The following is a 12,454-nucleotide window of genomic DNA, read 5'->3' on the forward strand; positions in this document are numbered from 1 at the left end:
ATTGCTATGGCCCGGTCACGGACCATAGGTGCCATATCAGGAGATTGCTGTGCGTACGGCGTCAGCCGATCCAGCCTCAACCGGCTCAAGGTCTTGCGAACGGAACACCGTCAGGCGATTACGCCCGGCACCCTTGGCGGCATAAAGGGCGATATCGGCCTTTTTCAACAGCAGCTTGGCAAAGTTTACCTTTTCCTCGCACACGGCAACGCCCATGCTGAGAGTGGCCGATATTTCCTTGTCTTCAGCTGTGTGAATGATGGCGCTGACGCAGGTGCGTATCTTCTCGGCCAGAATGGCCGGATTGTCCTTGCCGGAAGCACGCAGGAAAATGACAAATTCCTCACCGCCGAACCGGGCAATCACATCATTGGGGCGCAGCATGGCCGACAGTTCCTGCGCCACCCGCGCCAATACCTCGTCGCCAGCCAAGTGGCCATGCGTGTCGTTGATCTTCTTGAAGTGATCAATATCGGCCATGACGATGGCATCACCCACCCGCAGCGTTTCCGGCAGGCTTTCAAAAAACGAACGACGGTTGGAAATGCCGGTCAGCGCATCAATGTTGGCAAGGCGCAACAAGTCTGCCTCGGCCCGTTCCTTGACCAACGCCATCACAAAAACCGCAATGGCGAAGTGGCAGACAATCGACAGGAAAAACGCGTTGGTCGGCGCAATGATCGCAACCGTTGGAAACTGATACCCGACAATGGCCATGATCCGCAGCATGGCGGAGGTGGCAAGCGCAAGGCTCAGCACCACCCGCACTGGCAATTTCTCCAGCATGCGGTCGCGGTACACGCAAAATGCGGCAATCAACAACAACACCGCGGCCAGTGCATTAAAAAGGCTCGCCCGCAATTCGGCGACCATATACCAAGCGGCACCAACCAGAAAACCTGTACCTATGATGGGAACCAGCATGACCAGCCACTGCCGGTTGCTTTTGCGTTGGCTGCTGACCCGGCACACGCCCACGACGAAGACTGCATAACCAATCGCACCCGCCATAAACGCCACCACCGACCACAAGTAGATCTGCTCGGGCGTCTTGCGGCCAAAGATCACAAAGGTTGAAGCAAGGGCGCTGAGGAAAAAACCGATCGACAGAAGACCGAGACCAATATTGCCAGACGAGCGTGAGCGCACGTAAAGGAAACACAGCGCACCGACAAAAAACGACATCTGGTGCAGCAGCAGGACGGTTTGCGTATCAAGAGGTTCAGTCATTCAAAAACTCATCGGTACAGTATGCCTATTATCAGAAAGGCCCTCCCAAACCACAACCGATAAAACCTCGTTGCGCAAAAAAGTAAAAAAATAGAAAAAACAACCGGGATTTGACAATATCAGCCACACACCCTGGAGGCGAAAATATACCCCAACAGCGGTTCTGATATATCAACATTGAGCGCTAACTGTTTGTTTTAAGATAAAACTACTTCCATAGCGAGCACGCCACCGGTCGCAGACACTTCATTAAGCCTGTTTGCAAGTTTATCATGTGAATGTGTGTTGGAAGCGGTGATTACCGCTCCCAGTCCTCAGGCTCGCTTATCGCTATCTTGCCAAGCTTGCGTTCCAGCTGCGCGGTCTGCGCTTCCGACATGCGCACATCAAGCGCGACGGAACCATCTTCACGGTCCTCACGCTCATCGACAATTGCATTGTCATAAACCCACGACAGCAGATGTAGCTTGTCGACCGGCAGGATGACCGTCGTTTCGGTCAACACGCCGGACAGACGCACCGAAATCTCGTCCATCAGGGCATTAACGCCCTCACCCGTCACAGCCGATACGGCCTTGATGTTGTCACGCCCTTGCACGCGCTGCATGATGGCGTCATGGGCCTCGGTTTCTAGCCTGTCGACCTTGTTCCACACCTCGACAACGCGTTCGGACATTTCCTTCTCATCGATCCCGAGATCGGCGAGAATACGCAGCACGTCAGCCGACTGCGCGGCATTGTCGGGGTCCGACATGTCCCGCACATGCAGGATGAGATCGGCTTCCAGCACCTCTTCCAGCGTCGCGCGGAACGCCGCGACAAGGTGGGTTGGCAGGTCGGAAATGAACCCAACCGTATCGGACAGAATGACGGTGCGGCCATGCGGCAGCTTCATTCGACGCAGCGTCGGGTCAAGCGTGGCAAACAGCATGTCCTCGGCCAGCACGCCGGCACCGGTAATGCGGTTAAACAGCGTCGACTTGCCGGCATTGGTGTAACCCACCAGCGCGACGATCGGATGCGGCACCTTGCGGCGCTTTGAACGGTGCAGCTGGCGTGTGCGAACAACCTGCTCCAACTCACGTTCCAGCTTGACGATACGATCCTGCAACAGACGACGGTCGGCTTCGATCTGGGTTTCACCTGGACCACCCATGAAACCGGCACCACCGCGCTGACGCTCCAAGTGGGTCCAGCTGCGGACCAGACGGCCCTTCTGGTAGTTCAGATGGGCAAGATCAACCTGTAGCGTACCTTCCTTGGTGGATGCACGACGTCCGAAGATTTCCAGAATGAGACCGGTGCGGTCAATGACCTTGGCATTCCAGTGTTTTTCAAGATTGCGCTGCTGCACGGGTGTCAGAGGATGGTCGACGATGACCAGGCCGGCATCATGCTCATTCAGCAGGTGGTTGATTTCTTCGATCTTGCCAGTGCCAAACAGTGTAGCCGGGCGCGGCTGGTTCACGGAGACGACCAGACCGGCAACAACTTCAAGATCAATGGCGAGCGCCAGACCCTTTGCCTCTTCCAGCTTCGCATCGCTGGAGCGTACTGGAGCCACGATTATCGAAGGGTCTTTTGACTCACGTCCCGGTTTGAGAACCGGCACCAGCACCACCGCGCGCATATCGTCCCGATGCTTTTCCAGTTCGGGAATAATGGATTCACTTGATGTGTCGCGTGTCGAAATGGTCTTATATCCTGTCTAGAAAACGCCTAAAGGGCAAACGGGAAATACGCCTAAACGTTCCCTTGCCCTTTTGGATCGCTATGTTTTTAACGCTCTAACCGCGAGGTCAGCCTATATTTAGGCAGCACCCTCTTCGGTTTCAAACATCTGCATCGGCTGACCGGGCATGATGGTCGAAATCGCGTGCTTGTAAACAAGCTGCGAATGGCCATCACGACGAAGAAGAACGCAGAAATTGTCAAACGACGTGACAACACCCGTCAGCTTCACACCATTGATAAGGAAAATCGTCAGCGAAATCTTTTGTTTGCGAACGGTATTAAGGAAGAGATCTTGCAAATTCTGAGAACGTTCCGCCATGGCGCCGCTTCTTTCTTTCTTGCCGGCAAAAACACCGGAAAATAATCAATCAATAACCGCTGGTTGAGTGGGTTCACCCCCTCATAACCCTCGTCCGCGACTCTGGTACCAAATCGCGCAATTTTGCGCAATGTCGAAAGCGTACGGAATGGTTCGCCAGCAACATATGATGCACCAATTCCGCAAAGAAAAACCAGCCTAAAAATACTGTATTGACACCCGGAACAATTGTTCCACATCACGCACCGCATCTGCGGCGGCAAATAGCACAACCCGGTCCCTGGCCTTGATTTTCATCGAGCCGTCTGGTCGCAGCACCTTGCCTTCACGATAGATGGCACCAATACGGATACCGTCAGGCAAATCGAGGTCACGCAACATCTGCCCAACCAATGGTGACGTTTCCAGTGCTTCGGCCTCAATGACCTCGCCAGAGCCCTTCTGCACCGAATAGACCGAGCGAATGCGCCCCTTGCGCACATGCTGCAACACACGCGAAATGGTCACGGCACGCGGATTGATGAAGGCATCAATGCCAAGTGATTTCGTCACATCATGGAAAGACGTGCTGTTCAACAAAACGAGGTTTGACTTGCAGCCAAGCTGCTTTGCCATGACCGCACCAAGAATATTCGTTTGGTCATTGTTGGTCAGCGTTACGATCAGGTCTGCATCCTGAATATCGGCCTGCAGCAATATCTTCTGATCGACCACAGAACCATTGAGAACAATGGTTTTGGACAACAGGTCGGACGCAGTGACTGCCTTCTCACGATCAAATTCGATGATCTTGACCCTGGTATTGGGCTGCAATTCCTCGATCTTGCTGGCCACGTAATGGCCGATATTACCGGCACCGGCGATGATGATGCGCCGCGCCTCCTGCTCATCATGGCCAAACAGACCAAGCGTGCGGCGCGCATGCTGGCGCTGACAGATCACATAGGCCAAGTCACCGGTGCGCAACTGATCGGAGGAGCGTGGCACGATCAGCAGGCCTTTACGGTAGATGCCGGTCACAGTGGCAATCAGATCCGGAAACAGGCTGCTCAGCTGGTGCAGAGGCGTGTTGATGACAGGGCAGTCTTCCATGCACTCGATTGCCAGCATGGAAATATTGTCGTCGGCAAAACGCACAACGTCATTGGCGCCGGGAAAGGCGATGCGCCGCAGCACCATTTTACCGACCTCAACCTCCGGCGAAATCGTCACGTCGATCGACATGTTTTCGCGGCTGAACAGGTCGGCATATTCCGGCTGCAGATAGCTCTGGTCACGGATACGGGCAATCTTGGTCGGCACGCTGAACAGTGCATGTGCGACCTCACAGGCAACGATGTTGATTTCGTCGTGCAACGTCACGGCAATGATCATGTCGGCCTGATCGGCACCGGCCTTGGCCAGCATGTCAGGATGCGCGCCGTGCCCGACATAACCACGCACGTCGAGCGTCTCGGTAATGGCAGTAATCAGCGCGGCGGATGTATCAATGACGGAGACTTCATTGTCTTCCCGCGACAGCTGCTCGGCAATGCCGTAGCCAACCTGCCCCGCACCACAAATGATGACCTTCATGATACCTCTTCACCCGCCGAATCGACACGCAGATCGCGTGCCTTCCCGATGCTTATACGCCGAGTGATTTCAATTTGCGATGCAGTGCGGAACGCTCCATTCCGACAAATTCTGCCGTGCGGGAAATATTGCCACCGAACCGGTTGATCTGCGCCACCAGATAATCCCGCTCGAACATTTCACGCGCTTCACGCAGTGGCAGCGTCATGATGTGCTGATCACCCTGCGCGGAAATCTTCGGTAGCATGTCGCCAATATCGGACGGCAGCATGTCGGCAGTAATCGTCGGATCACCACCTTCAGGACGCGCCAGGATCATCAACCGCTCGATATTGTTACGCAGCTGGCGAATATTGCCGGGCCAGTCATGGCTCTGCAGCACGGCCATCGCATCATCGCCAATCTTGCGTGAGCGAATACCGGCCTGCTCGGAAATCTGGCGAATGAACATGTCGACCAGATAAGGAATATCCTCTCGGCGTTCCGACAAGGCAGGGACCTTGACCGGCACCACCGCCAGACGGTGATAGAGATCTTCGCGGAAACGCCCTTCGGCAATCAGGCTTTCAAGATTATAGGCTGTCGACGAGATGATGCGGATATCCACCTTCACCCGCTTGCCGCCACCCACACGTTCAAACTGCTGATCGATCAGCACGCGCAGGATCTTGTTCTGTGTTTCGCGTGGCATTTCCCCGACCTCATCAAGGTAGAGAATACCGCGATGCGCCTCTTCCATCGCACCGATCTTGCGCGGCTGTCCCGGCTGACCTTCGGTGCCAAACAGCGCAATCTCCATGCGGTCCGGCGTAATCGTCGCGGCATTCAGCGCCACGAACGGGCCGGAAGCACGGCTGGACTTCTTGTGGATCATGCGCGCCACAAGCTCCTTGCCGGAACCGGAAGGCCCAAGGATCATGATACGGCTATTGGTCGGTGCTGTACGATCAATGGTCTGGCGCAGTTGCGATACGGCAAGCGACGCACCGATCAGTTCCGCCGAATCACCGGTGCGCTTTTTCAGTTCTTGCACTTCACGCTTCAGCTTGGAGTTTTCCAGCGCACGTTCAGCAATCAGAATAAGGCGGTCGGTCTTGAACGGCTTTTCAATGAAGTCAAACGCACCGCGCTTGATTGCGTTGACGGCCGTTTCGATATTACCGTGACCGGAAATCATCACCACCGGCAGGTCCGGGTGGCGGCTTTTGATTTCATCCAGCAATGCCAGACCGTCAAGACGGCTGCCCTGCATCCAAATATCCAGAAACACCAGCCGCGGCACGCGTTCCGAAATCGCTGCAAGCGCGCTGTCGGCGTCATGCGCCATACGTGTTTCATGCCCTTCATCGGACAGAATACCCGCAACAATCTCGCGAATGTCAGCTTCGTCATCCACGACCAGAATATCAGACGCCATAGGCCACTTCCTTGTCACTTGCTGCTTCGGTCGCATCAAGATGCGGCAGAATCACTCTAATCATGGCACCATGGCCATGGTCGAAATCGGCGGGTGCATCATGCAGTTCGATCTGCCCGCCATGCTCTTCAATAATCTTTTTGACGATTGCCAGACCAAGGCCGGTGCCCTTGTCCCGCATCGTCATATAGGGCTCCAGAATGCGGTGCCGATTTTCAGCCGGCAGGCCACGGCCATTGTCGATGACGTCAACCACGAAGTGATCCGTATCGAACTGGCTGCGCACCAGAACTCGGCCTTCACGACGCTCGCCGCCATCAACGTCAATAGCGTCGATTGCCTCAACGGCATTCTTGATCAGATTGCCAAAAGCCTGCCCCAGCATACGTGCATCAAACAACCCGTTCTGGGCATCTTCACCCAGTTCGGTGCTGATCTTCACGTGGCTTGCGCCAATTTCCCGCAGGAATGCCGCATCCTTCAGAATATCGCGTAGATCGGACTTTTCCTTGGTTGGCTTTGGCATGCGTGCGAACGCCGAGAACTCGTCGACCATGCGGCCGATATCGCCCACCTGGCGCACGATCGTGTCGGTACACTGGTCAAACACCTGCCGATCCTCATCGGCAATCTGCTTGCCGAAGCGGCGCTTGATGCGCTCGGCAGACAGCTGGATCGGCGTCAGCGGGTTTTTGATTTCATGGGCAATACGGCGCGCCACATCCGACCAAGCGGTAGAGCGCTGCGCAATCACCAGATCGGTAATGTCATCAAGCGTAATGACATAGGCGTCACGGGCCGCTTCGCGCGTTACCTTTACGTTGAGTGCCCGTTCCTTGCCACGCCGCATGATGTTGATCTGCTTGTGGAACTCACCACGCGACCACACGGCAGCCTCAGTCACCACCTGATCGATCTCAGGCGCTGCATCACCCAACTTCACACCCATCAGCTTGTCGGATGGCATGGCCAGGAAATCCTCGGCCGATGGATTGGCAATGGTGATCTGCCGGTCCTCATCCACACCGATAACGGCGGCTGTCACACCTGACAGCACGGCTTCGATAAAGCGCCGGCGCGCATCGATATCGTCCTTGGCTTCGAGAATTTCGCGCTGCTGGGTGCGGATTTCCGAAATCATCTTGTTGAAGGTGCGCGACAACCTGCCAACGTCACCGTCAACGGCGCGCACCGGCACCAGCACATTCATGTTGCCGGTTGCCACACTGTCGGCCGCACCAATCAACAGGCGGATCGGCCGCACGATACGGTCGGCCACCGCAATAGCGGTCCAGATGGCGGCCAGAAGGACGATCAGCGCAAAACCGAGATAGAGAATGGCAAAGGCCACCTGCAACGAGGCACGGCCCGCCTCCATGGCTTTGTATTCATCGCGGTTTTCATCCATCAACCGCATGGCGACCATGACCTTGGGGTCAACCGCACGCACGGTATAAAGGAACGTGCCACCGATGCTGTCGAGCTTGATGATGGCGCCAACCAGGTTGGTAATGCCAGGCGGAATAAGGGTCGGTTGACCGGCAGCGGCCTTTTCCAGCGCGTCCTGCGGAATGGCCGGCAGTGGTTTTTCCGTTTCGATATTGGCCTGCACGATGGCATCGCCATCTTCACGCACCAAAAACGCACCAAGCAGGCCACGGCCCTTGGCCTGCCGTGTCAGCAGATCCACAAAACCGGTACGGTCGAGATAGAAAAGAGCGCGGTTGCGCTCGAGGTCATTGGCCATGGAAAGCGTCTGCCCCTGAACATAGGAGGCATTTTCCATCATATAGGCCTGCGCCACATTGCTGGAGGATTCCACGATCGACTGGGTTCTGATAGAGAACCAGCGATCAAGGCCGGCATTGAGCGTGATACTGGCGAAAATCGCCACCAGAACCGCCGGTGTAATCGCCACAATCGAAAACAGCACAACGATGCGGATATGAAGACGCGCAGCAGCGCGTCCCACCCGGCGGGCTTTCAGCAGACGGCTGACTTCACGGCCGATCAGATACATCAGGCCAAGCACGAACAACCCGTTGATGACACCAAGGCCAATCACAACGTTGGATGTTGGCGAAATGGGGGTCAGGCCAACGAGAATAAACAGGGAGAAGATGGCGCACGAAAGCGCAGCGCCAGCCAGCAAAAGACCGGGCAACGCAAAAGATATGCGCCGGTCTTTCACACTTGCATCACTCACGTCACTGTCCGCAGCGTAGTCGGCGGCAGGTGTTCGCATTCAATTCTCCTGATTGCAGCCACTTGTCCAATGGCAGCCTGACAGCGGAATCACTCTCATGAAATTGTCCCGCGTGTTTTTCAAGCAACACAATGTGGCGAAAATGCAACGAGAATTTCGCGTCTGTCAATATCTCAGGTCGTACGCGAGCTACGATACACCGAGACACCCAGCTCACGGATTTTCTTGCGCAACGTGTTGCGGTTGAGACCGAGAAGATCGGCTGCCTTGATCTGGTTGCCCCGCGTGGCCGTTAAAGCCGCGAGAATAAGCGGATATTCCATCTCGCGCAGGACACGGTCATAGAGGCCGGCAGGCGGCAAATCGTCGCCAAAACCGGAGAAATACTCGCGCATATTTTCTTCCACGGCCTGCGAGATTGTCAGCGTACCGGTGCGGACATTCATCTTGTCCATCGGACGTTCAGGCACATCGGAATTCAATTCCGAATCGATGATCTCCTTGGTGATGACTTCCTGCGGATAAAGAGCCATCAAACGACGAATAAGGTTTTCCAGCTCGCGCACGTTGCCAGGCCAGGCATAGGCCTTCATCAGTTCCAGCGCTTCGGTTTCGAATCGCTTGCCTTCAAGTCCTTCCTTTTCACCCTGCTGGATGAAGTGGCGAACCAGATCGGCAATGTCTTCTGCACGGTCACGCAGCGGCGGCAGGCGCAGAGGCACCACGTTGAGGCGGTAATAAAGGTCTTCACGGAACAGGCCCTGATTGATGGACTGTTTCAGATCCTTGTTGGTGGCAGCAACAATGCGGACATCGGTGCGGATCGGTGTACGACCGCCAACGGTGGTGTATTCGCCCTGCTGCAGCACGCGCAACAGTCGGGTCTGTGCATCCATCGGCATATCGCCAATTTCATCGAGGAACAGTGTACCGCCTTCGGCCTGTTCAAAACGGCCGGTGGAGCGGTTCTGTGCGCCGGTAAAGGCACCCTTTTCATGACCGAACAGTTCGGATTCAATCAGGTCACGCGGAATGGCCGCCATGTTGATTGCCACGAAGGGACCGTTGCGACGCTTGCCATAATCATGCAGCGCCCGTGCCACCAGTTCCTTGCCGGTACCGGATTCGCCGGTGATCATCAGCGTCAGGTCGGTCTGCATCAGACGTGCCAGCACGCGGTAAATTTCCTGCATGGCAGCTGAGCGGCCGACCAGCGGCATGCCGTCCTGCATGTCATCATCCAGCTTGGCAGGCTTGCGCTTCGGCTCAGCCAAGGCGCGACCAATGATGGCAATCAGCTCAGTCAGGTCGAATGGCTTTGGCAGATAATCATAGGCACCCTTTTCCGACGCCTTGATGGCCGTCATGAAGGTGTTCTGCGCACTCATGACGAGCACGGGCAGTTCGGGACGAGCCTTCTTGATGCGTGGCAGCAGGTCAAATGCGTTTTCGTCAGGCATTATCACGTCGGTGATAACCAGGTCCCCCTCACCTGCAGAAATCCAGCGCCACAATGTGGCGGCATTGGAAGTAATACGCACGTCATAACCGGCTCGGCTGAGAGCCTGATTAAGCACAGTGCGGATGGCCGCGTCATCGTCGGCCACAAGGATCGTCGCTGTCATGGGGTATTTCCTGTCGGGTTCGGAATTGTACGCTCTTCCTGCGCTATTTCCGGTGAAACGGGCATGAGAACACGGAATGTCGTGCGATGGTTCTGGCTGTCGCATTCGATAATGCCGCCATGGGCACCAATCAGCTTGGCCACCAGCGCCAGACCAAGGCCGGAGCCATTGGTCTTGGTGGTAATGAACGGGTCAAAAAGATAGGGCAGAAGGTCCGACGGAACGCCGGGACCATTATCCACCACACAAAACTCAAGCGGCAGCGAAATACGCTCACGCGTTCCGGCAACCGAAAGCCGGATGCCCGGGCGATAAGCGGTGGTCAGAACAATTTCGCCATCCTGCTGGTTGCCAATCGCCTCGGAGGCGTTCTTGACCAGATTGAGGAATATCTGCACGAGCTGGTCGCGGTTGGCATAAACCGGCGGCAAGGACGGATCGTAATTTTCGCTGATCTTGATGTTGCGGGCAAAGCCGGCCTTGGCAACCGCCTTCACATGATCCAACACCGAGTGGATGTTGACGGGAACGCGGTCTACGGGACGCTCGTCGGAAAACACTTCCATACGGTCAACCAGCGACACGATACGATCGGTCTCGTCGCAGATCAGTCGTGTCAGCGCACGGTCATCATCTGCCACTGACGTCTCGAGAAGCTGTGCTGCACCACGAATGCCCGAAAGCGGGTTCTTGATTTCGTGGGCCAGCATCGAGGCAAGGCCGGACACCGAACGGGCAGCGGCGCGATGGGTCAGCTGACGGTCGATCTTGTCGGCCATCGAACGTTCCTGAAACACCACAACCACCGAGCCGGGTTCGCTGACAACCGGTGCGACGTAAAGGTCAACCAGCTTTTCCTGACCAAGCCGCGGCGAGCTCAGGTCCACACGGTATTCATTGACCGGCGCGCGACGTTCGCGCACCTGCTCGATCAGCGCCAGCAGCGGACTGCCGAACGGAATGAAGGTCGAGATACGGTAACGTGCCAGATGTGCGGCACTGGCGCCAAAAAACGCTTCCGCTTCCCAGTTGGCAAAGGCGATGAAACCTTCGGCATCAACCAGAACCACCGGGTTTTGCACCGCGTTGAGAACAGCCATGGCAAGCGCATTGCTGGCTGCCGGATCATGTGTCGGAACAGTCATGCGGCCTTCCTTGCAGCAAACAATGCTGCGCCTTCTTCCAGAGCAGCACGCACCATCTGCGTGACCTGCGCTGCATTTTTCGATGTCATGATCGTTGCCTTGTCCTGTCCCGCCATGTGCGGCGCGAACCTTTCCAGATACCAGCCAAGGTGTTTGCGCGCGTGGCGCAAGCCTGCCTCAAGCCCATAAAACTCAAGCATCATTTCATAATGTTCAACGGCGAGGGCTGCGATATCCTGTCGCGCAGGGCCGTCATGTCCGGCAAGCACGGCTGGCAACCACGGCTGGCCCTGTGCGCCACGTCCCGCCATCACCGCATCGGCACCCGAGCGGCGCAAAATTTCCTTGGCATCTTCAACCGTCTCAACATCGCCATTGGCAATCAACGGTACGGAAATGGCATCACGAACGGCGCGAATGGCATCCCAGTCGGCCCGTCCCTCGTAAAACTGCATGCGGGTGCGGCCATGAATGGTAATCAGCTGCACGCCCGCATCCTGTGCACGCCGTGCGATCTCTGGCGCATTGAGGGAGTTCTCATCCCAGCCAAGACGCATCTTCAATGTTACTGGAACCTTGACGGCATTGACTGTCGCCTCGATCAGCGTCAGCGCATGGTCAGGGTCACGCATCAGCGCAGAGCCGGAATAACCGCCCGTCACCTTCTTGGCTGGACAGCCCATATTGATATCGACGATATCTGCGCCATTGGCTTCAACGATCTTGGCAGCCTCGGCCATCCAGTGCGCCTCACGTCCGGCCAGCTGCACCATGTGCGGCGTCATGCCTGCGTTTCTCAGCCGCGCCCAGGATTCACCACGGTTGGCCACCAGCTCGCGGCTTGCAACCATTTCCGTTACCACCAGCCCGGCACCGAAACGCCAGGCGATCTGCCGGAACGGCAGATCAGTTACCCCCGACATAGGCGCAAGGACAGCCCGGTTACGAACGGTTACGGAGCCGATATTAAAAGGCGCTGACAACTCCGGGATGGGCAATTGATGATCTTTCGTGCAGAATTATGCTTTGCATTATTTTTAGACATATATTGCGCAGTTGCCAAGCACTTTCACACGGCAATGTGCTGCTTTTATAAAGATCAGGGATTGCAGAGGCGTGATAACGACGCGCGTGATCTTGAAAACCGGGCAAATGATCGATTTACTCTCAAGCCTTTGACCAAGCAACGCCAAGGCTGCAAAA

At 56.1% G+C, this 12,454-nt stretch carries 9 protein-coding genes; all 9 read right to left on the reverse strand.

Annotated features, from left to right (window positions below; translation table 11 throughout):
* Positions 1 to 36 precede the first annotated feature (36 nt).
* Positions 37 to 1,230, reverse strand: a complete 1,194-nt coding sequence (locus PYL13_RS11770) for a GGDEF domain-containing protein (RefSeq protein WP_275641504.1) — start codon at positions 1,228 to 1,230, stop codon at positions 37 to 39.
* 298 nt (positions 1,231 to 1,528) lie between these two features.
* Entirely contained in the window at positions 1,529 to 2,860 is a 1,332-nt protein-coding gene (hflX, locus tag PYL13_RS11775; RefSeq protein WP_275641505.1) for a GTPase HflX, read from the reverse strand.
* A gap of 180 nt (positions 2,861 to 3,040) precedes the next feature.
* The gene (gene hfq, locus PYL13_RS11780) at positions 3,041 to 3,283 is read right to left on the reverse strand and encodes an RNA chaperone Hfq (protein WP_027673217.1); all 243 of its coding nucleotides are present in this window, start codon (positions 3,281 to 3,283) and stop codon (positions 3,041 to 3,043) included.
* A 198-nt stretch (positions 3,284 to 3,481) separates the two neighbouring features.
* Entirely contained in the window at positions 3,482 to 4,858 is a 1,377-nt protein-coding gene (gene trkA / locus PYL13_RS11785) for a Trk system potassium transporter TrkA (RefSeq protein ID WP_275641506.1), read from the reverse strand.
* Between the two features lie 52 nt (positions 4,859 to 4,910).
* The gene (ntrX, locus tag PYL13_RS11790) at positions 4,911 to 6,275 is read right to left on the reverse strand and encodes a nitrogen assimilation response regulator NtrX (protein ID WP_259146014.1); all 1,365 of its coding nucleotides are present in this window, start codon (positions 6,273 to 6,275) and stop codon (positions 4,911 to 4,913) included.
* Positions 6,265 to 8,520, reverse strand: coding sequence for a sensor histidine kinase NtrY-like (locus PYL13_RS11795; RefSeq protein ID WP_250981707.1), 2,256 nt, complete (start codon positions 8,518 to 8,520; stop codon positions 6,265 to 6,267). Before PYL13_RS11795 ends, ntrX begins: the two co-directional genes overlap by 11 nt.
* 134 nt (positions 8,521 to 8,654) lie before the next feature.
* Positions 8,655 to 10,106, reverse strand: a complete 1,452-nt coding sequence (gene ntrC / locus PYL13_RS11800; RefSeq protein ID WP_250981708.1) for a nitrogen regulation protein NR(I) — start codon at positions 10,104 to 10,106, stop codon at positions 8,655 to 8,657.
* Positions 10,103 to 11,251, reverse strand: coding sequence for a two-component system sensor histidine kinase NtrB (locus tag PYL13_RS11805; protein ID WP_192488732.1), 1,149 nt, complete (start codon positions 11,249 to 11,251; stop codon positions 10,103 to 10,105). The genes ntrC and PYL13_RS11805 overlap by 4 nt, the downstream gene beginning before the upstream one ends.
* Positions 11,248 to 12,234 carry a tRNA dihydrouridine synthase DusB gene (dusB, locus tag PYL13_RS11810; RefSeq protein ID WP_312945989.1) on the reverse strand — a complete coding sequence of 329 codons (987 nt, stop codon included), beginning with the start codon at positions 12,232 to 12,234 and terminating at the stop codon, positions 11,248 to 11,250. The genes PYL13_RS11805 and dusB overlap by 4 nt, the downstream gene beginning before the upstream one ends.
* Positions 12,235 to 12,454 lie beyond the last annotated feature (220 nt).

Source organism: Agrobacterium sp. Azo12 (genome assembly GCF_029193765.2).
Classification (GTDB): Bacteria; Pseudomonadota; Alphaproteobacteria; order Rhizobiales; family Rhizobiaceae; genus Agrobacterium.

Coding starts and splice junctions, on each gene's coding strand:
- PYL13_RS11805 (WP_192488732.1), bottom strand. CDS start 11,251: ATGACTGTTCCGACACATGATCCGGCAGCCAGCAATGCGCTTGCCATG.
- hfq (WP_027673217.1), bottom strand. CDS start 3,283: ATGGCGGAACGTTCTCAGAATTTGCAAGATCTCTTCCTTAATACCGTT.
- trkA (WP_275641506.1), bottom strand. CDS start 4,858: ATGAAGGTCATCATTTGTGGTGCGGGGCAGGTTGGCTACGGCATTGCC.
- ntrC (WP_250981708.1), bottom strand. CDS start 10,106: ATGACAGCGACGATCCTTGTGGCCGACGATGACGCGGCCATCCGCACT.
- ntrX (WP_259146014.1), bottom strand. CDS start 6,275: ATGGCGTCTGATATTCTGGTCGTGGATGACGAAGCTGACATTCGCGAG.
- PYL13_RS11770 (WP_275641504.1), bottom strand. CDS start 1,230: ATGACTGAACCTCTTGATACGCAAACCGTCCTGCTGCTGCACCAGATG.
- PYL13_RS11795 (WP_250981707.1), bottom strand. CDS start 8,520: ATGCGAACACCTGCCGCCGACTACGCTGCGGACAGTGACGTGAGTGAT.
- hflX (WP_275641505.1), bottom strand. CDS start 2,860: ATGCGCGCGGTGGTGCTGGTGCCGGTTCTCAAACCGGGACGTGAGTCA.